This window comes from Bacillus sp. 166amftsu (genome assembly GCF_900107445.1).
GTDB classification, from domain to species: domain Bacteria; phylum Bacillota; class Bacilli; order Bacillales; family Bacillaceae_G; genus Bacillus_A; species Bacillus_A arachidis.
This window is the reverse complement of the sequence record NZ_FNQA01000018.1, coordinates 35,753-61,452: the sequence shown is the minus strand read 5'-3', so window position 1 is coordinate 61,452 and position 25,700 is coordinate 35,753. Positions and strand designations below refer to the sequence as shown.

Genomic DNA, 25,700 nt, shown 5'->3' with positions numbered 1-25,700 from the left:
ACATTTTAGTATAGCAAATATCCTATACAAAAAAAGAGTGCACTATCGAACATATGTTGAACGACAATACACTCTTTTTTATTATTTTACTTTGCATACCCATTCGGCTTACTTTGATGCCAATTCCACGCATGCTCAATAATTGTTTTCATATCTATATATTGCGGATTCCATCCTAATTTTTCCTTTGCTTTTTGAGAAGATGCAACAAGGCGTGCTGGGTCTCCAGCTCTTCTTGGCGCAACTTCCGCTGGAATTTCATGCTTTGTTACTTCGCGAACTGCTTCAACAATTTCTTTTACACTAAATCCGTTACCGTTCCCTAAGTTATAAAAGTCGCTGTCCCCGCCATTTTGTAAATCCTGAAGTCCAAGGAAATGAGCAGCTACTAAATCATCCACATGAATATAATCACGAATACATGTACCATCTGGTGTATTGTAATCATCACCAAACATCATGATTTTCTCACGTTGCCCTAAAGCAACTTGCAATACAAGCGGAATTAAATGCGTTTCAGGACGATGATCCTCACCAATCATACCACTTGGCGTTGCACCAGCTACATTAAAGTATCTAAAGACCTTATATTTCAAATGAGAAGCTTGGCTATACCAATGCAACATTTTTTCAATCGCTAATTTTGTTTCTCCATATGTGTTCGTAGGGTTTGTTGGTGTTTCTTCTGAAATTAACTCAACATCTACATCGCCATATGTTGCGGCAGTTGATGAGAAGATAAACTTATCAATCTTAAATTCTTCCATTACCTCTAGTAAACATAGTGCACCATATACGTTGTTATTATAATATTGTAGCGGCTTTTCCATACTTACACCGACTAAAGAATCTGCTGCAAAATGCATCACTGCGTCAATTGTTTCTTGCTTAAAAACGTCTCTTAAGAAATCTTTATCACGAAGATCACCCCTATAAAACTTCACGCCTTCTGTAATTGCATCTTCATGACCTGTTTGCAAGTTATCAATTACGATTACAGATTGTTCCTCATCAACTAACTTTTTCACCGCGTGAGAACCAATATAACCAGCTCCGCCACAAACTAAAATAGATACCATATTTCCCACCCAACTTTTCATTTTTTTAACTCTATAAATCTAGCTTAGCTACTCTTATTTTATATAGCAAGAAGAAATTCCAACTATTGTATACCACTACTATTTTGCTAAAACAGCGAGCTTTTCTTCTACCTTCTGTAAATCCTCTACAGAATCAATTTCAAAACTATCATTGCTATCGATTTCGTACAAATGAACATTTAAATCTTGAATGTTATCTTTTACAATATTGTCCCAGTACAGTTCACTGAAATTTTCCTGATCTACTGCTTCTTCTAGTTTTTTCACAATATGGACACCATCTTCTTTTGACCAATAGGAAATACCACATAAGATGTAATCATCATCACCGTCACCAATTTCAATATCATATACTTTACGATTTTCATCATACTTAATAATCCATTCATTACGGAAATCTTCTTTCTTCGCACTAAAATATAAAGATGACGCTGGGTTCTCTATAAAAATATTACGGTGTAAATAAACATCCGCATCCATTACATATGCCTCTTGTAAATATTCACGAACTACATACATTGTATAAATATTGTTATATACATCATACTTGTCATTGTGCACAAGCTTCACATTATACTTATGGGCAAGATAGTCGAATTTCTCTGCTAAGTAACCTGTAACGACAATAATTTCTTGGACGCCGATTTCTTGTAAGTATTCAATTTGACGCTCTAACATCGGCTTGCCGTTTACCTCTACTAATGATTTGGGAGTCGTTAACGTTAATGGGCGTAAACGTGTTCCCATACCTGCTGCTAATAAAATCGCTCTCACGTTACTTCACCTCTATATTTTTTCGCTTTCATAAATTCATTTATATCTGCAACCGTTAAAATTGCGCCTATAAGAATCGCAACACAACAAATAATTAACTTCCATGAAAAAGGTGACCCTAATACTAACATAGAAATGACAACCGCCCATGCAGAATACGTAATGTTAAGCGCCATTGCTTTTGTTGGTCCAATTTCATGAATTGCCTTATAGTAGAATACATAAGAAGCTGTTCCAACTAATGCAATCACAATGATTAAAATAAACTCACTGCTCATCACAACTTCTCTTGTTAAGAAATGTCCGCTCGCTACAGGTAAAATCACAAGTCCATATGTGACCGCTGAAACAAGCTGACGAATTTGCAAGGCCTCTTCTGGGGATACTTCTTCATCTTTCATACCGTACGCACAGATTACACACTCTAACCCCCAGCCAACGATACAAATCAGGACGAAAATAAATCCTAACATATAGTTTTCAGTCGCAAATCCGTCCCCTGTAAATCCAAGGATGATAATAAATGTAATACTAATAATAAGCCCAAACCAATTCCAGGGGCGAAGGCGATCCTTCAAAAACAAGAATGCAAAAAGTGCACCAACCGCTGGATATACCGCTGAAATCGCAGCTGTATAAGAAGCCCCGATATATTTTACAGCTAGTACATAAAACGTCATACCAACCGGCCCGCCCATAAGTGCTCCTAACATAACGAACCGTCCACTTCTCGTTTTCAGCTTAGAAAAAACCGTTCCCAGCTGCCCTTTTATCGCCATATATATCATCATCCATAACGCTGACATAAAGTCATGCAAAAATGTACTCACAAGCGGCGCAAGCAACACAACTTGTTCTGTTGCTAACATAAGTTGTGAAGATAAGATAATCCCAATCAATACCGTATCTACAGCCCAAGCAAAACCAGAAAAAACTCCATACAATATGCCTGTACTTTGCTTTTCTCTCATCTTCATACCTCACACGCTAACGCTAAAAAGAGCTGTAAGTTTTTCTTCGCACGATGATAGCGATCTATTCCATATGTTCCAAAATCACTGCCTGTACTTTCTTTAATCTTCGTCCAAATACTCCATAAGAAATCTTGGAAAATCTTATTCATCAATATTCTTTCTTTATAAGACTCTTCTACTAATCCATTAAAATAATAACTTAAAAACAGTTCCTCATCCTCTAAAGAAAAATCACATTCTAAGCTATGTGCGGCGATATCCCACATCGGATCGTTCATGCCCCCATATTCCCAATCAATTAAATACACTTTGTCTTCGCCGCTCTTAACAAAGTTTTCAGAAACGGTATCATTATGACAAGGCGCGAGCGTAACATCCATCGCCTCATACATATCCTTTAATTGCATTATTTTTCTCTTCACTTCGACATAATCATCGAAGTTAGAACCGTTTACTTTATTTAATAACCCTTCATAATGCTCGACTTTTTCAAATACATTAAAAACGTTATTCATCACGATATCCGAACTGTGTAATTTCTTTAATATATTTGCTGTTAATATCATATTGTCACTGCGTTTTGCCGTTTTTGGATTTAATGTTTCTGCGTTTGGAATGAGTTTCGCTAACTTCACACCTGTTTCTGCATTAAAGTATAAAAGTTCCGCATCGATCCCTAAATCGCTTGCTAAATTAGCCGTTTCCATTTCATCACGGCGACTAATCATCTCTTCCGTACCGCTTCCTGGAATACGTAATACATATTCCTCTCCGCCTGCCATTACTTTGAAATTCGTATTCGTCATACCACCAAATGACTGAATATCTGTAACTTGCTCTTCTGAAATAGAAAGCGCCTCTAAAACATATCTTTTAATTTGTCTTTCTTTAAACTCTGCTTCTTTCTTCACTAAACGAGGATATATTTTATTTTTCACAACTTCATACTGCTTCGTTGTATCAATCTCTGCCCATACAACATCCGATAACTTTGCATAACCGACGTCATACAACCTTGCCGCATCAAGAAGTAAATATTCATAGTTCACATATGGATTTTGATTATGACGGAATGTTGCTAACATGTTCATGAACACTTCATACGAGATTTTAGAAATCCCAACCATCTCACCATCAATACGATTTAACTGATGAATATCTTTTGAAATTTTATAAAGATAGCCATCCTGGAGCTCAACAAACGCTTCATCACCAGATCCACTCTCATTTGTAACCAACACACAATCCGGTTCTGGATGATGTAACACTTTAATAAGAGCCTTCTCTTCGATTAAAATATCATCTTCAATTAATAAGAAATCATCTGTAATAAGCTCTTGAACCTCCGCTAGTGATGCCATTGATCCCGTCCACTTATACTTCGGATTTTCCACAAAATGCACATTATAACGGCCTGACCAACCTTCAAACTGCTCCTTCTTATAGCCAACTACCACTACAATCTTTTCAATCCCATTATTTTCAAGAATTTCTAAACTACGATCTAGCAACAGCTTTTCCCCAACCGTTAATAAACCAGATGGCTTCCCAAAATCATGGCGCTTCCCAGCCGCAAGAACAACAGCTTGCGTAACCTTCTTTCCCTCTTTATGATGAACTCTAATCTTCTTCCCTTGGTACGCCACTAACTCCTGGCGCATATATTCAAAGCCTTTCTTATACAAATAATAATTCATGTACTTTCCTAACTTCTCGCTATAAATATATTGATTCTGTGCCAAATCATTCATAATATAATTTACTTTACCAACAGATATATTGCAGTGCTCTGCAATCTTTTTTTGGTTCATCTGTGGATTTTGATTAATAACTTCTAATACATTTAATACCTGCTGTGTAGCGCCCCTCTCCATAACCCCATCCATCCATTCATTTTTTGAACACATCATACCATTTACAGAGAATAATGTAAATATTTCGTAAATTTAACGTGTAGTTTGTAAATCCTATTGTATTTTTACATAACGTCAAAAAAGCCTAATTTCCCATACATTTCACAGGATCATTAGGCTTCTTACTATACTCACTGCTATTTTGTTAACTCTAAATGAGCTTTTAATTTATTAGACAAATCTTGACGATCCTTCTCTGGTACAAAGTAATACCATATACCATCTTGCTTGTGACCATCACCAGGGATTTGAACTTCCTCTTTCTTATTTATCGCAGACTTATAATTGCTTTGAAGATCCCACATTTGATCCTGAGTTAAATTTGTTTTTACGTTTTTCTCAACTGCTTCTAACATCGTACCAAGTTTTGTAATGGACGATATGTTAGCTCCTTTACTAATAACCGCTTCAAGCACTTGACGCTGACGCATTTGACGACCGAAATCACCGCGCGCATCCTGCTTACGCATACGTGTATACTTCAGGGCTTGTTCACCATTTAAATGAATGTTTCCTTTCTCAAATGACATCCCTTCAAGTGTGAACGCGATATCATTATACACATCAACTCCGCCAACAGCGTCTACAATATCACGGAACCCTTCCATATTTACTTCAATATAATAATCGATTGGAATATCTAAAAAGTTTTCAACCGTCTTCACAGACATATTAATTCCACCAAATGCATACGCATGGTTGATTTTATCCTTCTTCCCTTTACCAACAATCTCCGTATATGTATCACGAGGAATACTTGCGATTTTCATTGAACTATCTTTCGGATTTAGCGTTAATAACATAATCGAATCCGAACGCCCTTTATCTGCTCCGCGCTCATCTGCCCCTAATAATAAAATAGAAACAGGTTGTTTACTTCCTAACTTCACATCAGTAGATCGTTTCTCGGAATGATCACGTTCCAGCGGGGTATACACTTTATCGATTGTCCCCGAAACGGATGAGTACAGATAATACGCATAACCGCCTCCCGCAATGACAAGAACGCCAATAATACCAAGTATCCAAAATAGAATTTTCTTCATTGTGTAACCTTCTTTCTTGAATCAGCTTTATAGGTTTGTAAGGAATAAAGTACCAAGTCACATTATACATGTGAAGTTACCCATCAAATTATACTTTATTTCATAATTAAAACCCATATATTTTCTCATATAGCCTCTTATCTTTTTACTCCCTAATATAAATAAGCCCCCACTGCTCAAATAACGATGGGGCTATATTCTATTTTCACTATAAACAAAAAAGAAACTTCTGCTCGAAGTTTCCGATATCACCCATATATATCTACTGAATATTTCACATCAAAAATTGCTTTCCTAACAGATAACGAAATAACTCTTTCTTTTCCCGGTTGAATTATATGCTCTATTTCACATATATAGACTGTACTTCTTGATAGCCATTTTTATTATTTGACTGCCATCTCCAAGAATCTACACACATTTCTTCAATCCCACGCTTTGCTTCCCATCCTAATTCTCGCTTCGCTTTAGATACATCCGCAAAACATACAGCAACGTCTCCAGGTCTGCGTTCTGCAATTTTATATGGAACCGCCTTTCCTGAAACTTTCTCGAATGCTTGCACCATCTCTAGCACACTATAACCAGTACCTGTACCAAGATTATACGCATCTACTCCTGTTGTATGCAGTACTTTTTCAAGAGCCTTCACATGCCCATTCGCAAGATCCACAACGTGAATATAATCACGGACACCTGTACCATCTTTTGTTGGATAGTCATTTCCAAATACACTTAATTCTTTTAACTTACCAACTGCTACTTGCGTTACATATGGCATTAAGTTATTGGGAATTCCATTTGGATCTTCCCCAATACGTCCACTTTCATGTGCACCAAATGGATTGAAATACCGAAGTAATGCCATACTCCACTCTGAATCAGCTACAACTACATCATGCATCATTTGTTCAATCATCAACTTTGTTTGACCGTATGGATTTGTTGCACTTAAAGGGAACTCTTCTGTAATTGGTGATGTCTCAGGAATACCATACACCGTTGCTGATGAACTAAAAATCATTTTCTTTACATTGTGCTTCTGCATAACATCACATAATACTAATGTACTTGTAATGTTGTTGTGATAATACTTAAGCGGAATTGCTACTGATTCACCCACCGCTTTGAAACCAGCGAAATGAATCACTGCCTCAATCGTATTTTCTTTAAAAATCATATCAATTGCTTCTCGATTCAAAAGGTCTTCTTTATAGAATTTAAATTGTTTTCCTGTTATTTCTTTTACTCGATTTAATGATTCTACTGAGCTATTAGAAAGATTATCAACTACTATAATTTCATAACCATGATTCAATAATTCCACACATGTATGACTACCAATATACCCTGCTCCACCTGTTACAAGTATGGCCATGATGAAAACCTCCTAAATTTATTTACTAGCTTTTCATTACATATTTTTATGAACGCTGAACAGGATCAGTTCCAAATGTATTTATCCATATATCTCCTGTTTTTGTATTACATTAAAAAAGTCCAATTGCACGAACGACAATTGGGCTTTCTTTAAGAAATAATTGTCTCTCTAAATCCGGCTTAGATACAAGCTTCGTATACACAATAAAACGATCCGACGCGTCGCCAATATACTCAAATGGATAACATGTTGTTAACGTCAACGTCTCATAATCAGTTGGCACGATAATCATCTGGTCATTCGATCCCGTAATTTTGAAATCTGTTATTTCATAAACAACCTCACCATACGATTTGCTTCGTTAACTCCCAACCGAAAAGGCAACAATCCCAAGACCAAACAAAATAATAGAAACGGGAATCCTAATAATTACCCATCTCCATTTTGACTTACGCTTATGTACTTTCTTTCGCTTTTCCATAGGGTGTATTATGCTTGTTCTACTTTACGAGCTAATCACTGCTGGAACTAGCGCAGCTGCACTTGAAAGAAGTTCACTCACTCGTGCAGCATTTGCCTTAACCTAAGCTTGCTCTTGATTAGTCAAGTTCGTCTTTTGTAAATATGCATATAAATAGTCCACGCGATCAAGGTTTAAAGTTTTCAATGAATTTACAAGCTTTTGTGAAGCTTCTTTTCTATTCGTTTCTGCATTTGCTGCCGTTGCAGCAAATGCGTTTAAACCAAGAGCAAGTGCAGCGACTAATGAACTTTTTTTATAACAATTTTGAAACTCATGGTTATTTCTCCTTTTTATAACAATTTAACAATTTAACTATTTAAATATATCACAAGCAATCCTTAGTAGGATAACTTAACCATAATTTTTTAAAATGGGCATCTTACATAAAATCTAAGAACTAAACATTTTTTAATATGAAAGTGGCTGATTCTCATAACCGTTCGGATGATTACTATACCATTTCCAAGCTGAATAAAGGGCTTCATCAATTGAATACCTTATACTTTGGTTTCCATCCTAATTATGTACATATCTTTTTACCAAATATAAAAAGTGAATGCTCCGTATCTCTTATAAAATCATTAAATATCGCATTCATCGTTTCACCTGTTGTTTTCTCACACACTTGAATCAATTCATATTCTGAAGTTCCCACACCATAGCCTACATGATAAATTTCGTTTATTTTATATAGCCTTCTAATAAACCATGTAGTGAAAGCACATGTGCTTTCACTACATCCATGACATGGACATAATCACCTACCGCACTACCATCTTTGTACCATAGCCACCATCTATTATAAAACTCTCCTCTTGTTGTTTTACCATATGCAATAAAACATTCGGTACAATATGTGTTTCTGGACGATGCTCTTCACCTATTGTTCTATCTGTATGAGCGCCTATAGCATTGTGATAACAAAGAGACATATAACGTAAATCATATGCCTTATAAAAATCTTCTAAAGCCTATTCAATAATAAGGTTAGAATTCCCATAAAAAACAACTGGGAATGGGACATATGTGTTTCCTGCACTCGATCTTTATAAGGCATACCGTGAACTGATATAAATGATGAAAAAACAAAATGTATAATTGGATATCTGATCATTATTTTTAAAACTTGAAAAGTCGCTACAACATTACTTGTAACAGAATGACTTGACTAACACGATAAATCAAACTCGTTATGACAAAAACAAACTGCATGACAGCTTCAATACTATAATGCGAGAATACTGTCTCTAAATCAGCACTATTATGAAAGTTACCTTTTTCAAAAATAATGACCCTACCCTAAATTATAAAATTCATTTCTAATTATGCATCCGTTGCAAATTCAACATCTTAATAGTATGATAATAAAATTTTAATTGCACAAGTTATAAATAAACTCGCCCTTTTTTCATTAGAAAAGGAGACAAATGAGGATAGTCCTTTTCATTCATCTCCTAGAATAAAGAATATCTATTCTTTTTTATCACCAAGCGCGAATGTAACCTCAGCTTCACAAGCAATTTCACCATTTACAGTTGCAACTGCTTTCCCTTTTCCAATTGGTCCACGTACACGTGTCATTTCCACTTCTAAACGAAGTTGGTCACCCGGGCGTACTTGACGCTTGAAGCGGCAGTTGTCAATACCAGCAAAGAATGCGAGGCGCCCACGATTCTCCTCTTTTTTTAATACCGCAACAGCACCCACCTGCGCTAATGCTTCTACAATTAGCACACCTGGCATCACAGGATAATCTGGAAAGTGTCCATTAAAGTATTCCTCATTTGCCGTTACATTTTTAATTCCAACCGCACGCTTTCCTTCTTCTACTTCTAGAATTTGATCAACAAGTAAGAATGGATAACGATGTGGAATAATCTCTTTAATCTGCCCTATATCTAGCATATTACTCTCTCCTCATATATCAAATTGGTCATACCACCAACATACTGTCCTTATTATCCCATTCTCTATTGTTTTTGTCACGAAAAACAAGAAATGCTTTCTATCCAAAATATCTATTAGAACTATTCATACAAAAAAGATACACCCTTTTCCCTTCGCTAAAATCGGTATAACAAAATAATAGCAATTCACACGGAGGTTGGAAAAAGGGTGTATATCAAAGTTAGGGAAAGGCAATATACATTATTTGCCTTATGTGTCGTATTCATAGCTCATTATAAAGGACAAAAATAAGAAAGAAAAATTTAATATTTACTGATTTTTACCATTATGACCTTAATTTTCTACAAATTTCTACAAATTTCTTCATTTTTCTTATATTATCTTAAATGTTATATCTAGAAATTAAGATTCGCAATCTAGAACACTATACTTTATAAAGAATGCATCTTTATGGATTAGCCTTTAATACCAGTTCTATAAAATATTATCACAAAAGTCATATTTATTACATAAATATCCAATACTGCATATAAATTCTTTTAAATCTATTTAGCAATACATAAAAATAAAATATAATTAATAAGAAATTGTGGCTTTTTCTTGTTTATCTGTTAAATAAAAAAGAATTCCTTATGCCTTTGGGATTCTTTTTTATTTTTTACACATTACTCATATAGATAATTGTATAAGTATTAGTTACAAAATCAATAAATTGTATTACCGTTTTTAAGAGCTCTTATGCTAATGAAATTACGCCATCTACAAATTTTAAGATCGCCATTTCTATTTCTAAAACATCCATTTTTTATTATATTTAAATACCATTAATATCCATCTTCATAGTAGCAATATTCATTATACTGTTCTTTGGTTGATTCTGATTTCCACTATTTTCATCATAATAATCTTTTGCCTCATTTAAAAAAGCATTCCAACCATTACGTCTAATCATAATTGCTGGAGAGCTTTTCCCACTCCAATATTGGTGTTTTTTACATGATCTAGAGGTATATTTAATTCTTTCATTTAAACAGCTTATAATAAATATTCTTATGAAATTCTAATTATCCTTAAAAGAGAATTATATAGAAAAATCTCATTATCTAAAATGAAAATAGAAGAGACCCCTCGTCCTAAAAACAAGGGGTCTCGCTGCTTTTTGTTATATGGTATAAATAAAATCAGGTTCCATGTTCAATCATAACACGAATATTTATACATGTATATAGATGGTATATTAATAATTGCAAAAAGTATTTTCACTTTTATACTGTACACATAATTAAATTGAGCTCATATTTCCATAAAAAGACCAGTACACAAATACCAATTATCCCCCAAATCATAAATAATCAAATTGTGTTACCGGTCCGAAAAAAGTAAAGGCAGTGTATTCCTTAAGATTATAAAAAATAATTGTACCTGGCCATATTTAAATGTTTATCTTAGCCTGTTGACCAAGTAGGCTACTAAACAACCCACTTTTATCTTTTGCTAATTGAGTAAAACCGCCACTTTGAATAATTTGCCCTTGATCCATTACAATCACTTGATCAGCTTTACGTATAGTAGATAATCTGTGTGCAATGACAATAATTGTCATGCTTCCTTTCAATCTTTCCAATGCTTCTTGTATTTTCGCCTCATTTTCAGCATCCAACGCACTTGTTGCCTCATCTAATACTAAAATAGAAGGTTTCCGAAGTATCGCTCTCGCAAGAACAAGTCGTTGCCGTTCCCCTCCTGAGAGTTTAACCCCCCTATCGCCGATAAGTGTATCCAATCCCTGTGGAAGCCTACTGACAAACTCAGCAGAAGCGGAAAAATCCAATGCCTCCCAGATTTGCTCTTCACTCGCATCTGGCTCAACCATTCTCAAATTATCTCTTATACTAGCATTGAATAGAAATGGATCTTGAGAAACATAGCTAATTGATTTCCTCAATGACAATAGATTTTTACTCGTTAACGGTTTATTATCTATTAATAATTGACCGCTCTCTGGCTGAAGAAGCCCCATTACAATATCGATCAATGTACTTTTTCCAGCACCAGAACGCCCTGAGATGGCCGTCATACAATTGGATGGAATACTCAAATTGATATTTTTCAGGGCATATATAGAATCCTGTTTATTGTAACGGAAAGAGATATTACGGCACTCAATAGATTGCTCTATCTGAATAGGCTTCAAAAAATTATAATTTTGTTCTACATCTTGCAATTCTATACTTTTCTTACATTCTTCCTGTAAGTCCAGCAAAGCTTTAAAAGCAGGCAGATTCGCTGCAATTTGCTCCATATTGGATTGTATACCTGAAAATCGCGGCCACAATCGAGAAAATATAAGAATAATTAATAATAATTGCTCAGTCTGTGTCCGGAACAACTTGACCGATAGCAGAATCAGGAGGGCTATGGAAATCGCTGATGCGATCTTATAAAAAAGCTGGGAATTATTTCTCACCTTAATATATGCAAGCTGTTCACGTTCCACATCTTCCGTCCAATTACGTAGCCACATATAACGAGATTGTTCTAGGAGGTTGCTCTTTATATCCTTAATCCCATTAAAATGATCCGTTATGCCTGCAAGATAAGCTTTTGAATTCTCTGAGGTCCGGCCACCTAACCGTTTCGATTTCTTAATAAATCTTCGGGAAAAAAAGGCAAGCACTACACCGCAACATAGTACAAAGAGTGTTATATCTGCGGATAACCAAAAAGCAAGGCCAATCTGTATGAATGTGAAAATCAACGAAGTAAGCAATTGTAAAAATAAGTTAGTACCTGCACTAACACGCCCTAATTCCGTTGTTAAAGAGTTAATAAGATCCGACTTTCTTTTTTTCACAAAAAAACTCCAATTAGCCTGTAACAATCCACGATACGTTTCCAGTCTCAAGTGATTAATAAAACGTATCTGAATTTTCGCATTGCGAATCGTTATATTACTTTGCAAAACAGCTTGTCCCACAACCAATACGATATAGATCCCTAATACAAGTGGTAACCCTAAAGTTGCCGGAAAATCACTTAAAAATCCCAAAGCTCCTGAAAGTGGGCTTGCTTTTTCGTTCATATTCGCAATCCCGCTAATACTTAGCATAGGGATTAATAATAAAATACCGATTCCTTCTACAAGACTGACAGATACCATTCCCAAGAGATTAATAATGAGAATGTTTCCAGTAAAAGAGTATAACTGCTTTGTAAAGTATAAAATATTTCTCATTTTTACATCTCCTTACGGTATCTCGTTTTCCTCCAAGCCCATAAAACTGGCCGCAAAGGAAAATACAAAACATGCAATTGTTTTGGTAGTGGTAAAGTTTCCACATCCTGAGGGTAAGGGTATAACCAGCTAAGATGAAACAGTAGCTTTTGAGAGCTTGTTTTTAACAAATATAAATATCGCTCATGATATTTTGAAACTTCTTCTGGAACGGGATCTGTATGCAAGTTAATCATATTTTCCAAGTAATATATAGCAAGCTGCGCTAACTGCGTTACCCTTCTCCCTGACATTAATACTTTTGCCTCTTCTTCTATTATAAGAGTATCTAAAAGCTCGGAAGATAAAATAAGCGCCTGACCTACTAACTGCTTGCATCCATATCTTTTCAACAGAACAGTAAGTTCTTTCCAATCTATTTCTTGCCTTACCATACGGTCAATGTCTGTTAACCATCGAAGCCTGGACCAACCATGCCTAGTCCCATGAGTCACAAGAAACATAAACAAATCCTCTCTACCTAGAAAATAGACAGGATAATTCGTAATAGGGCTCATTCTTTTTCGTCCCCACAACTCATCAAAGTTTTGTTCCTTTCCAGGGCCTGGTTGTAGACGCCAATGAATCTCCAATTTTACCTTACTCATTGGATGCATATAAGTTGTATGATGGCGTCTCCACTTCCATTCATTCATAACTGTTGGAAAATCTTCCTCTTTGATATAACCATTCTTTACAAGTATTTCATTTACTTTTTCAAGATCATCTATAGGAACAAGAGCGTCCAGATCCCCAGATGTTCTAAGAGAAATATCTCCATATAAATCTACCCCAAGAATAGGGCCTTTCAAAAATAGGAGCCGGAGCTGATTTTCGGCAAATAATTTGCTTATCTTTCCCATTTCTCCACTTAAATGAAGCATATGAAATGTATTCCTTTTAAAGTATGTACTTAACACTTGTACAACATGCGAAGGAATGAGTTGATTATCGATATTCTTCATTTTTGTATAAATGAAGGCATACATGCGATGATGCAGCGCCAATTTCAGAAATTTGTTCCAATCAATATCGATAAACCAATCTTTTGGGATTGTTTGTATCTCTTTATCTTCCTTCTTTATAATTTCAAGTAACAATTTTAGTTCTTTAGGCAAATGGCTCAAATCAAGATTACAACCGGTATCCATCTCATTCTCCTTCAAGATTTTTTTACCCTATCCTTTTTGCAAATTTACTAACAACAGTAAATCTCTTCATTTCTTCTACGCCAGTAATATAAAAGGGCCCGCTACGTAACCACGCATGGGCAATCATATTTCCTGTCTCATCTTTCGCAGTCCCCAAGTAAAGGGTGCTTTCAATTTGACGCTTCTCCAACATTTTCATTGCAGCGATAGCTTTAACAAGACATTGGCTTTCCCAAAATGTATAACGGCTCATCATATGCACTGCTTGAGAAATTTTCCTTAACGTAATCTTTTCCGACTCATCATAGCTTAAAGACGTTTCTGCCATATGAATTCCTAATATAGGAGCAGCTTTAGAAAACGGTATACTTTTAAGAATACGAGCCCAACCTAAATAAAAGAAAGCTTCTATAAGTAATAATTTTGTTCCCATATCGAACGATAAGAAAGCTTTTGCTTTATTTATGATATTCATCGATCCTACTCCTAATCTATTAAATCTGAAACATTCAGCTATAAATCAATTTTTATCCCCAACCAAGATTAATCCTTCTGCATACAAGTGATTCAAGAAAGAGAGTACTTGTTCCTGACATTCTGCCTCTTCAATCATATATCGGGACATTAATATATTGACCAATTGATTAACTGATATCAATTCATTTATTAACTCCCAAATTTCACCGCCTATCCCTCCTAAATTGTAGTATTTTCCATTATGGATGCTCATCATCACTTTCTCTCCATCCATATCACTCACTACATTTTCTTGACCCTGTACGATAAAACTGTTTAATGAAATTTTTTTGTTAGTAATCATTATTTTTCCTCCTCTTTTAAAGACTCTAGGACTGTGGATACTAAATCATGCGCCGTAAACTTTGAAATAGGGCGCCTTAATTGAAACATCTCCACCTTATTTACAATATTTGTAGAGTTCATAAAATGCCATTCCATCATCCCCAATCGTGGGATTAATGAATTTCGATATGTATGGCGTAGCAATGTACGTAACCTTTCTAGTCCTTCAATACGCTGAATTTCAACATTCTCATTTTCCGTTTTCACCAATTCAAATACACCCGCAAGCGGTAACGGCTCATTGAAAAAGCTTGACGACACTGGTACAGCATATTTGGTCTCTCTTTCAAATAAAGGCTGATAATGCGTTGTTTCCATTCCAAATTGATCAAGACTCTCTTTCCATAACTTTTGTTGTGGATAAGAGGGTGTAACAAAAGGAATATTATCCTCAGAAAGAGATACCGCAATTACATCATCACTTAAAAGTTGATATCCCTTGCTCAAGAGAGCTGATGCAAGAGTTGACTTTCCAGCTCCCGATCTTCCTACAAAAGCATATACCTTCCCATTGATGGCTATTGCACTTCCATGCAAGGGAAGTATTTTTCTTTGCATCAATAATGCGCCCATGCAAGTTCCAAGAATATAAAGCCTAATCTTATCTTGGTCAGATCCTTTCATAGGTGAAACGATAATTTTTTCTCCATTTTGAATACAAAACGTGGCTGTTTCGGGGATTTGAAACATAACTAATTCTTCTTCGACTACGAATGCTGACTTTTTGGAGGATAACTCCTTCCATAACTTGGACAAATCTGCAGTTTCGATTCTGACGTCTACTTCATTTTCATAATTGTTTAATTGAGGCAATTCCGGCAGAGGAATCTCACTTAATAGGGTTAATCCGAAGGCTTTGTAAACCACTTTCTTTACAGTATGTATCATCTTTCTCACTCCACCTAGTTGGAAAATTGATTAGAAAAAACCCTTATACCGTTGTTAAACTATATAAGGGCTGTAAAGCATATAAATCTCATTTAAATATTAGTGCATTAGCTGTGGCTAAGTGTGCCTTGCTCATCCTCATCTTCAAACACTTGGTCAACAATTCGTTTTCCAGGTCCAGCCATTGTCATGTTGATATCAAGCACTTCTAATACTGGTGATTGCCATTCTTGTTTCATAGTTTCACCTCCCTTCAAATAAATTTCTTGATAAATCGATAAACGATAAGACTGCGCATTAAAATTCTAAAATCAGGATCAAACACGTTTTCTGGCTGTGGTTCTCCTTGAATTTTCAAAATCGCACTCTTAATGATTTCCATATTAAAAAAGTTAGAAGCTACAGGATCTGTGCTAAGCTGTTTTAGTTCCTCGATAAACATTTTCCATGAAGGAATCATGCGATGAATCACATCGGCAGCCTGTATCCCTCGCACACGTTGATTCAACCTTACTTTGTCAGGAAGCAATCCCTTTGTAGATCTTCGGATAAGTGCCCGATTTAAGCCATTTTGAACAAATTGTTCGAGTGGTAGAGATAAACAAAATCGAATTACTCGTAAGTCATTCGTCGGATCATGCCCCTGCAAGCCATAGCGCAAGGAAAGTTTTGTACCACTTGTACCAGTGGTATTCCATAAATTTAACTGCTCAAAATGTTTCTGCCTTATTTCATATATGTTAGGTATAGAAGCCCCCGTGACTTTAACACCATGTTCCTCCAGTTTGTTGAATACATCAGTACGTTTTGCAAGTTCTGGATTGACTAACGTCGGCAACTCATATTGCTGTTGTGGAGAGAACATGTTATTTATAAATGGGTATGCCTTCTTTCCTACGACTTTCAGTATTCGTGACTTTTTGACTCCAATACTTTTACCGTATAAGTCGATTTCATGATAAAGTTGGAACCATTTGAACTTTTTAAGTAAAACTGCATAATAATCTAGAGCTGGTCCCCAAGAGATGGTAAAATTCCCCCTCGCTCCATTTAAGAGCACTCCAACTCCTTGTTGCTGGGCTTTTTCATAAATTCCCTTTACCCAAATAGAATTTTCAAAGAATTTATAGGGCATTTCCATAATATCAAGCCAATCATCAATTTCAGAGAATGAATTTCTCCCTGGGAAATTCAAATAATGATCCGTAATATTCCCTACATGCTGTACTGTAGATTGGATAAACGGCTTCTCATCTGCAACCATATGACTACGAGTCCAATCAATAAATCCTTCTGCAGGTACAGAGCTGTATGTATATAATTTTTTATTTTCCTTTTGCAAGGCTCTTGCAGCAAAGCTAGCAACAGCACCTGAATCTAATCCTCCACTTAAATGGGAACCAACATTACGGTGCGTACGCAATCTTGATGTCACTGCACTTTCAAATACGTCCCGAAATGCCTCTTCATACTCTTGATTTGATTTGAGATGCAACTTCTCTCCTACAAATAACACGTCATATTTCGAAATACTAACTTTTCCATCGACTACAGAAATAGTATGAGAAGGAGGTACTTGTTCTATATTTTTATGGACTGTAGAAAAAGCATCTATCGTATCAAGCATATTAGGTATCGCTAAATATTCAGCTAACCACTGCTCATTTAAATCCTTCCCGACGTAAGGTAAGGAAAATAGTGGTCCTATGCTGGTACAAAAGGCAAATCGATTTTGATTACGGAAGAAGTAAAATGTTCTGCTTCCCGAAAAATCACGCGCACCGAAAAGTAAGCGTTTTCTTTCATCCCAAATCATAAAAGCAAAATCGCCAATCAAATATTTCGGCGCATTTTCCCCCCACTTTTGATAAGCCAATAAAATCAGCTTACTGTCAGGCATCTCCCTTCTAAGTGCCTGTTCCACTTGTAATCTATCAAATAATTCATCGCGATTATCAATAATAGCATCAGCCGTTATGACCAATTGCTTTTCATAATCATAATAAGGTAATTGTTCGTTGATAGATTGGGGTGTTATCCATTTCATATGGGCACCCAAAAAAATATTTTCCTTGTGCCACGTATTGGTACTATCGGCTGGATAACGAGATAAAGCTGACATGATTCCATTGCTATGCTCAAACGGTATGGGTTCCCTATTTAAATGATAAATTCCAGCTATTGCGCTCATTTCTTTCCTCCCGCTACGAAACAAGTAAGGGCAAACCCGATAAATAAGATAATCACCAGATATATCAATAAAACGTTATTTATATACCGGAAAAATCCTTTCTCAAACTACCGTGTTTCCGCATAACAGATTTTAAAGTTGAAATTTTCAGGCTATCTACCTTATAAATAAACCCTCGCCTTCTAATTTTGATATTCAAAAAAAGAACAAGGGTATAATTTTCTTATTTTCGCTAAAAAGTATTATGTATTTGTTTGTTGATTCAAATAAAAATAGATAAATTTAATATATCAATAAAGTATTTATATTCTTTATAAAGAATATAAACCCAGGTTATCATTTCACTATTGTATTGTCAAGTATCTATATACTCTAAATATTAAATGTTAACCCCTCTTTTTTGGATAATTAAAAAATGAATAATAAAATTATATCTTGCAAATAAATGGATTTATCTCCATATTTTTTCATTTTTTTGATATTAACATAATTTTTGTGCTATGATATTTTATATAGTTTAGTATAAACATGCTAATTAAAAAACATATTTTATATTCCTCTGCTGCTTTAATAGAAGCAGCCATGTTATTCAACATAGCTGTTTCTTTATAATTGAACAAAAGGCAAGTAACTTTTTATAGTTATACCATTTTTACTAAGGAGGTCATATAATATGCGTTCACCATTGATAATGCTAACCAAAAACATAATTCGTATTTACCACAAAATTATGTACGCTTACTATTTCACTCTCTATAGGGATTGCCTTGACTTTCATTCAAAAGAGGTTTATTTCCACAAAATGAAATTTCACAAAAACCGAACTAAATTAGATATTGAATCCTCCTAGTCCATTAACCTATATCCTATTAAAATTCTCTTATTGTTTCTTTTTATATACCAACATCTGTTGTCAACGCATTTTTGATACATGTAATAACTCTTGTCTGATCTTTTTCTGTCATACCTGATCCAGATGGAAGACAGAATCCAGTTTCAAATAATTTTCTAGCAATATCTTCGCAATCACTATGAGGGTAATAAGTTGTTCCCTTAAATAGGGGTTGCATGTGAAGAGGCTTCCAAACAGGGCGTGCCTCAATATTTTCATTTTCCAGGTGTTTCAGTAATTCCTGAATCGATACTCCTGTTTTTTCTTCATCTATAGTAAGAACTGTAAGCCATCGATTTGAATAAGTATCCTCTAACTCAGGCATAAACTGTACACCTGGAATATGAGATAATTCTTGATAGTATCTATCAAATATTTTTCTTCTTGCCTGTACCCTATCTTGGAGGATTTGCAACTGTGCTCTACCTATACCTGCCAAAACATTACTCATTCGATAGTTATATCCTATTACACTGTGTTGATAATGTGGGGCAGGATCTCTTGCCTGAGTAGCTAAAAACCTTGCTTTCCTTAATGCCTCAACATCATTAGATACAAGCATTCCTCCACCTGAGGTTGTAATGATTTTATTTCCGTTAAACGAATAAATCCCAAACTTCCCAAATGTTCCACTCGCCTTACCTTTGTAGTAAGAGCCAAGTGACTCTGCTGCGTCCTCAATTATTGGAACTTCATATTTATTACATAATGAGAGAATTTCATCCATTTTAGCACTTTGTCCATATAGATTTACAACAATTACCGCTTTTGGCAGCATTCCCTTTTCATTTGCTTCATGCAATGCACATTCTAAAGCTTGTGGTGACATATTCCATGTTTCAGGCTCTGAATCAATAAACACCGGTGTAGCACCTAAATATAAAATTGGATTTGCACTTGCTATAAAAGTAAGACTTGAACAAAATATCGTATCACCATCTTCTACATCCAATAAACGCAGCGCTAAATGAATAGCAGAGGTTCCTGAACTAACTGCAGCTGCATCACGAACTCCCACGTGAGATGAAAGCTCGCTTTCAAATGCATCCACATTTGGACCAAGTGGAGCGATCCAATTCATATCAAATGCTTCTTTTATATATTTTTGTTCATTACCGCTCATATGTGGGGCGGAGAGATAGATTCTTGTTTTTTCCTGTGAATATACCACTTTAAACACCATCCTACAGTTCTTTTTTTATTACTCTAGCTGGAACGCCCACTGCTGTACAATTTGCTGCAATATCACAGATTACTGTTGCCCCGGCACCAATAACGGACCAATCACCAATTGTAATATTGGGAATTACATTAGCTCCTACTCCTATATGTACTCCTGTTCCTACAGTAACAGATCCCGTAAGTACAGCATTTGGGGAAATATGTGCAAAATCTTTTACCCTATTATCATGTTCAATAATAGCGCCTGAATTGACAATAACTTGATTCCCAATTTCAACATCTGCATTAACAATTGCACCTGGCATAATAACCGTACCAGCTCCAATCTTTGCACTTAAACTAACGATAGCTTGCTTATGTATAAGCGTCACATAACGATGACTGGGAATCTCTAACTGCTCCATAATTCGTTTTCGTGTTCTGTTATTTCCTATAGCTACCACGAACCTTACATCTGTATGTTCGTTCATTAATTTTCCAGCCGCAGAAATAGGTCCAAAATATACGCCATCCTCAACTCTTAATTGTTCATACATATCATCTAATCGACCGATAATTTCATAATTCCCATATGATGATAGTATAATATCTTGGATAACCTTACTATGACCACCTGCCCCAATCATGATTATTTGCATTCATTTCACCTCCTCAAAAGTCCTTAGTACCAGTAAATTTCTCAATAGTTACATGCCCAACTTGGTTAATGCCTTCCGATTTAGATACCTTCTTCACCGTCAATAACAAAATTTTCATATCAAGAAAAAAAGTCCGATTTTTCACATACCACACATCAAAATCGAATTTTTCTTCCCATGAAATTGCATTTCTTCCATTCACTTGAGCCCACCCTGTAATTCCTGGTCTTACATTGTGCCGCTTAGCCTGTTCTTCTGTATATAGCTCCAAATATTCCATCAATAATGGTCTAGGACCCACCAAACTTAAATCCCCTTTTATAACATTAACTAACTGTGGCAATTCATCCAAACTATATTTTCTAAGAAATTTACCGAACTTAGTAAGTCTTACATTATCAGGCAGCATATTCCCCTCGCTATCTGTCTCATCAGTCATAGTTCTAAACTTATACAGGAAAAAAGGCTTACCATGTAATCCTGGACGTTGTTGCTTAAATAGGATAGGGGAACCTAACTTAAATCTAACTAAAACTGCTACTATTATAATAAGAAATGAAAACAACATCGATAATGACAAAGAAACGAACAAATCAAAAAGCCTTTTCATAAGTAATTATACTCCTATCGAAAATTTTTTGAGGCGCTTCCTACAGAACGAGGCTATAACCTTCCAACTACCTTTAGGGGATTCTTCTAATTCAACCATACTCTTGTATAAAATGAAATCAATTCGTAACTTACATTCTGCTATGAACTTCATTCAGTATGTTATAAATACATTTCCCCGTTCCCTGAAGATCAGACGCCTAAACTCAATAATAAAATCGCTATATTTTTATACAAATATAGCGGTTTTTTTCTTTCCATATTCAGTTGATGATAGTATTATCTATCAATCTAGTGGCCGTGCTTATATCACTAGATACATTATTGAATACACATTTGACTACAGTCATCGCCTTTTCCCTAGTTAACCAATGTAAACTAAGAAGAGTGTCTTCTAAATAGCTGTGCGTAATGATAGAAACAGCAGGATTATCAGTCTTCCTAATAACAGAATTTAGAAATGTGTTACAACTATGAACAATATTCCCTTCGAAGTTTATACCAACATTTTGAAACAAACAATTATCCGCATTAATTTTTCGCGTATATTGGGCATTATTGGAACCAAAAGATATATCCCCACCTATTCTGCTTGTTTTTGCTCTTATAAATTTACCGTTACTAAGGTTACAACATTCCAAATCTGCGGCCCCTTCTATTAAAATGAGACCTTCTATAGCAATAGGGCGACCACCATAATTAGCAGGTGGCTTAATATTAACATCATAATTCTTGACGGTAATATTCTTAATGACTCCACCTGTCAAAAGCACTGAAAAGTTTTGTGTTACCGCATTATCACTTCGCCACTCTCTTTCAACTGTGATGTCCGAAATATAGCATCTGCCATAATCATATCTGCTTATATTAAATCCGACTTTTCCAGCGTCAGTTATCACCACTGGTGGTCCATTCAATGTTTCAGATACTCGAAAACTTGTTGCCGTTACGTTAATCGTATAGTAGAGTTTATCCACACTAATTCCAGTAGGCACTTTGCCAACCCATTGTTCAAAACATATTTTTGCACCATTCCCCATTCCATGTGGAGTACTATAGGAAAACATTCCATTGGCGACATTTACAGTAGGGCTGCCAAAATATCCATAGATGCTTGAACCGTAAAATAAACCATTTTTTATCTGGCAATTTTGAATGACGGCTCCCCGGATATCCTGCAGTTTGATATTACCGTTATTACATATAGCTCCATTGACAAAATTATCCCCTTTCACAACGAGTTCACATCCAATGAAAGTGTTGTGAATGTATTTGACATACCAGTTATTCTGATAAGAACTAATTCCCCCTATGTTATATCCTTCAAATATATTATTTTCCAAAACTATATGAATGCCGTCTGCATTTACAAAATGTCCACGAGCATTATTAGAAATATAGTTATTATAAATATAAATTCTAGTATTCAATTCAAACCCCGATTGATTCAGTTCAGGTCGCCATGTCGGTATGTTACTTTCAGACCACATGGATTCGATATCTATTCCGAACATCGGGGCAATGCCATCGGTTGTAATGCCGTCATCAGCTTTACCAATTGAATAAATTTTATTTTCAAAAATATAAGTGTCATTTGAACCACCGAGAGTAATCCCTTGCCTTCTGCAGTTATGAATATCACAGTTATGAATGTAAATATGCGAACCCATCTGTTCCTGTGTATAATCAGCTGGATTAATCTTATATTCTAACCAGCCTGTTGAAATAGCATCCCCTGTACAATTGCTTATTTCTACACAATCTATCTCCACAAAGTTTGAGCCCCTTATTTCTATTCCTTGTCCCCACTCATGAGTGTAATTCTGGCTGTCCACTTTTGCATTTATTTTTGCAATTTGGGCATCGCTTAAAGGTGAAGACGTAATATCAATAACAAAAATCATTTTATTAGCATCTTCTATTGGAGCGAACCAACCTCTCCCAGTCGAAGATGCAGGAGCAAATTGACCGTTTGTTCTAGAACCGACTAGCGTGCCAATTGCAACAGTATCTTTATATTGATAAAAACTGTATGCTGTGGTGTTTATTCCAGAGATAGACCATAGTCTAAAAGCTTTAAGGAGCCCAGGATTCTCATATCTGTCCACTATTTCACTACGGATAAAATTGGGATTATTATTCAATGAACCGTCAGTATTCACTCCTCCTCTTACAAATTTCACACCTATTTCGTAAATATGTGTTTTTTTATCTCCGACTATTTTCCCACCAGAAATTTTCACATTTTTAACTCCCTTAATATCAAATACTCGATACCAGGGTGACGAATTAGTTTCCAGTTGTAAGACACACTCTCCCGACATTTCAAAATGTAAGCCGCTTGGTATGGCAATACACGAGAATGATGTATTGTCAATTTTCAACTTATATATGCCGCTCGGTAGTATAACATGATTGTATCCTTGGGACTTAGCCCAAACCAAAGCATCATTTATCCCCTTTGTAGTGGCAACAGAATTGGTACCATCGTTTTTAATATTCCATCTTACCAATTCTAATATATATGAATTTGAAACGTCCTCTGCATTTGAAACTGGTACCTTTTTTGGAGACCAGTGTGCTTTTGGGCCATCATAAGTTAATACATCACCATGAGTAGGTGATGCTGTTGTTACATCTACATCATTAAGGTCCCCAAGATTCGCATTTAAGTTTACGTCCATATTCCCACTTCCTTTTTTCTATATATTATGCTTCTATAGCTTAAATAGATTGGGTATATGAACTCTAACAATAAAAAGGATCCTTTCATTCCATAGCTTATAGCTCTTGAATTTTCCCCTTAAAACACGTGTTAATAGCATATAACAACACTTTGATTCGAATTAGGAGGGAATCCCCTTATTTAACTTAAATTTTTTTAATAACTTTTGTGAAATCCCTCTAATAATCCCAAATAAATATTTAAATTCCGTTGTTTTATGAAAAATCAATATATAAATCACATTAGGAACTATGATACATATGATTCCCTTTAACAATAACTCCAAGAAATTGCTTGATAACGTGAAATTGCTCGCAAAACTTGTAATAAAATACGTTCCTATGCCTATTGCTGCGTAGTAGGCGTATTTTAAGAAATAATCCATTACAGGCCTATTAAATACATTTTTGTATACTAAATAAGGGGTAAGCCAGAAAGGAACAGTAATCACACTTACAAGGGTACCAAGAAATACACCCATTATCCCCAGATATTTAACTAGTACGATGGAAAAAGCTAGGTTGACAGCAGCTTGAAACAAAGGTGCATATCTATCCTCATGAAAAACACCCGCTGTAGTTTTCACAGTTGTTATGGAGTTCCTCATGCCTCTTTCATAAAAAATAATTACTAATACAAACAACACACTTTTACTCATAAGATACTCTGATCCAATCCATAAAGTGATAAAGGGCTCCATTATAATACATAATAATATAGAGAAGAATGAGTATAACCAAAAATTCAAAAGCATATAGACCTTATACACACTATAAACCTTCTCTATACTTTCTTTTGCTACTAAATTCCCTACACTATGGTATGTATTATTAAAAATTTGATAAGTAAAATTCCTACAAATGTCTATTAACATACTGTAGTTAGAATACAGTCCAACTGCTGCTACACTAATAAATGAAGATATGATAATGTTATCGGTACCTAATACTAAGTAATTTCCTATGTTTTGCAACACAATTGCTTTCACATTCTTAACAATTTTATCTTTAGTTTCAGCATCTAATACACCCGAAACTTTATCTTTTAAAAACGGGTACATCCTGTTGACTATGATTGCCAAAGCAATGCTAGTAGTAACTGTTATCATACTGTCGATAACTAAATATAAAATATAATTTTTTGTAAAGTGAAGTATTCCAATTTTGAGACAAGCAGATACAATTGAAGATATGGAATATATTCCTGTTACAATATAGCCCTTCTGAGAAACACTTAAAAACGAATTCTTATGCATGTACAGATAAGGAGCAACTGTATTGAATAAAAATATAAGGTAAATCCAATGAATATTTTCAACATTGGAATCTTTAATAAAGTATCCAAGAAACGGCATTAAGGACAAACCGAGTAACAAGACAATCAAGGCAATTACCATATATGCTTTCCGATACAATCTCATAAGTATGTTGATTTTTTCTTGATCATTTTCTGCGACCGGCTTATAAAGACTGTACATTATACTAGCACCTATTCCTGCCTCCGCTAACGAAAGCATAGAAAGTATATTAGTAAGAAATCCATTTATACCTAGATATTCAATGCCCAGATTATTGATAAATACGGTTCTTGAAATAAAGCTTAAAGATGTGACAATGATTTGATTTCCGATTCCAGCAGATATATTAATTAGGGAATTTTTTACTCTCATA

The 25,700-nt window shown here is 35.2% G+C and carries 22 protein-coding genes and 1 pseudogene; all 23 read right to left on the bottom strand.

The annotated features are described in order from the left end of the window. Positions 1–86 precede the first annotated feature (86 nt). The 23 genes and pseudogenes from galE (BLV40_RS23355) to BLV40_RS23255 all read right to left on the bottom strand — a co-directional run bounded on the left by galE (BLV40_RS23355) (position 87) and on the right by BLV40_RS23255 (position 25,699). Positions 87–1,079, bottom strand: a complete 993-nt coding sequence (gene galE / locus BLV40_RS23355; RefSeq protein WP_090694400.1) for a UDP-glucose 4-epimerase GalE — start codon at positions 1,077–1,079, stop codon at positions 87–89. 99 nt (positions 1,080–1,178) lie between these two features. Next, positions 1,179–1,874: a CTP--phosphocholine cytidylyltransferase gene (locus BLV40_RS23350; RefSeq protein WP_026591932.1), complete on the bottom strand. Its 696-nt coding sequence runs from the start codon at positions 1,872–1,874 to the stop codon at positions 1,179–1,181. After that, positions 1,871–2,845 (bottom strand): DMT family transporter, encoded by a 975-nt coding sequence (locus tag BLV40_RS23345; protein WP_026591931.1) that lies wholly within the window; start codon positions 2,843–2,845, stop codon positions 1,871–1,873. The genes BLV40_RS23350 and BLV40_RS23345 overlap by 4 nt, the downstream gene beginning before the upstream one ends. Positions 2,846–2,847: 2 nt before the next feature. Then, positions 2,848–4,722, bottom strand: coding sequence for a phosphocholine cytidylyltransferase/choline kinase family protein (locus BLV40_RS23340; protein WP_090694397.1), 1,875 nt, complete (start codon positions 4,720–4,722; stop codon positions 2,848–2,850). 176 nt (positions 4,723–4,898) lie between these two features. Further along, on the bottom strand, positions 4,899–5,807 hold the full coding sequence (locus BLV40_RS23335) for a polyisoprenyl-teichoic acid--peptidoglycan teichoic acid transferase TagU (protein WP_026591929.1): 909 nt from the start codon (positions 5,805–5,807) through the stop codon (positions 4,899–4,901). Between the two features lie 343 nt (positions 5,808–6,150). Further along, on the bottom strand, positions 6,151–7,185 hold the full coding sequence (galE, locus tag BLV40_RS23330) for a UDP-glucose 4-epimerase GalE (RefSeq protein WP_090694393.1): 1,035 nt from the start codon (positions 7,183–7,185) through the stop codon (positions 6,151–6,153). Positions 7,186–7,297: 112 nt separating this feature from the next. Beyond that, a pseudogene (locus BLV40_RS23325) lies at positions 7,298–7,669 on the bottom strand (sortase). A 562-nt stretch (positions 7,670–8,231) separates the two neighbouring features. After that, the gene (locus BLV40_RS29665; RefSeq protein ID WP_280138952.1) at positions 8,232–8,366 is read right to left on the bottom strand and encodes a hypothetical protein; all 135 of its coding nucleotides are present in this window, start codon (positions 8,364–8,366) and stop codon (positions 8,232–8,234) included. Positions 8,367–8,472: 106 nt separating this feature from the next. Next, positions 8,473–8,643 carry a hypothetical protein gene (locus BLV40_RS23315; protein ID WP_231503935.1) on the bottom strand — a complete coding sequence of 57 codons (171 nt, stop codon included), beginning with the start codon at positions 8,641–8,643 and terminating at the stop codon, positions 8,473–8,475. A gap of 538 nt (positions 8,644–9,181) precedes the next feature. After that, positions 9,182–9,616, bottom strand: a complete 435-nt coding sequence (fabZ, locus tag BLV40_RS23310) for a 3-hydroxyacyl-ACP dehydratase FabZ (protein WP_026591926.1) — start codon at positions 9,614–9,616, stop codon at positions 9,182–9,184. Between the two features lie 817 nt (positions 9,617–10,433). Continuing rightward, entirely contained in the window at positions 10,434–10,571 is a 138-nt protein-coding gene (locus tag BLV40_RS28960) for a hypothetical protein (RefSeq protein ID WP_211482136.1), read from the bottom strand. 480 nt (positions 10,572–11,051) lie between these two features. Further along, positions 11,052–12,854, bottom strand: a complete 1,803-nt coding sequence (locus BLV40_RS23305; protein ID WP_090694390.1) for an ABC transporter ATP-binding protein — start codon at positions 12,852–12,854, stop codon at positions 11,052–11,054. 2 nt (positions 12,855–12,856) lie between these two features. Continuing rightward, entirely contained in the window at positions 12,857–14,044 is a 1,188-nt protein-coding gene (locus tag BLV40_RS23300; RefSeq protein ID WP_090694387.1) for a nucleotidyltransferase domain-containing protein, read from the bottom strand. Between the two features lie 22 nt (positions 14,045–14,066). After that, entirely contained in the window at positions 14,067–14,519 is a 453-nt protein-coding gene (locus BLV40_RS23295; protein ID WP_026591922.1) for a lasso peptide biosynthesis B2 protein, read from the bottom strand. A gap of 45 nt (positions 14,520–14,564) precedes the next feature. Continuing rightward, complete coding sequence (locus BLV40_RS23290; RefSeq protein WP_090694384.1) at positions 14,565–14,864, bottom strand: lasso peptide biosynthesis PqqD family chaperone; 300 nt, start codon at positions 14,862–14,864, stop codon at positions 14,565–14,567. Next, entirely contained in the window at positions 14,864–15,793 is a 930-nt protein-coding gene (locus BLV40_RS23285; RefSeq protein ID WP_090694380.1) for an aldolase, read from the bottom strand. Before BLV40_RS23285 ends, BLV40_RS23290 begins: the two co-directional genes overlap by 1 nt. Positions 15,794–15,900: 107 nt before the next feature. Next, entirely contained in the window at positions 15,901–16,032 is a 132-nt protein-coding gene (locus BLV40_RS28190) for a paeninodin family lasso peptide (protein ID WP_026591919.1), read from the bottom strand. Positions 16,033–16,046: 14 nt separating this feature from the next. After that, positions 16,047–17,984: a lasso peptide isopeptide bond-forming cyclase gene (locus tag BLV40_RS23280; RefSeq protein ID WP_090694377.1), complete on the bottom strand. Its 1,938-nt coding sequence runs from the start codon at positions 17,982–17,984 to the stop codon at positions 16,047–16,049. Positions 17,985–18,877: 893 nt separating this feature from the next. Next, on the bottom strand, positions 18,878–20,047 hold the full coding sequence (locus BLV40_RS23275; RefSeq protein ID WP_090694373.1) for a DegT/DnrJ/EryC1/StrS family aminotransferase: 1,170 nt from the start codon (positions 20,045–20,047) through the stop codon (positions 18,878–18,880). Positions 20,048–20,060: 13 nt separating this feature from the next. Continuing rightward, a complete protein-coding gene (locus BLV40_RS23270; protein WP_090694369.1) occupies positions 20,061–20,696 on the bottom strand; it encodes an acetyltransferase in 636 nt (211 codons plus the stop codon). Positions 20,697–20,709: 13 nt separating this feature from the next. Then, positions 20,710–21,306, bottom strand: a complete 597-nt coding sequence (locus BLV40_RS23265; protein ID WP_090694365.1) for a sugar transferase — start codon at positions 21,304–21,306, stop codon at positions 20,710–20,712. Between the two features lie 262 nt (positions 21,307–21,568). Further along, on the bottom strand, positions 21,569–23,989 hold the full coding sequence (locus tag BLV40_RS23260) for a right-handed parallel beta-helix repeat-containing protein (RefSeq protein ID WP_090694361.1): 2,421 nt from the start codon (positions 23,987–23,989) through the stop codon (positions 21,569–21,571). Between the two features lie 162 nt (positions 23,990–24,151). Next, entirely contained in the window at positions 24,152–25,699 is a 1,548-nt protein-coding gene (locus tag BLV40_RS23255) for a lipopolysaccharide biosynthesis protein (RefSeq protein WP_090694358.1), read from the bottom strand. Between the last annotated feature and the right edge of the window lies 1 nt (position 25,700).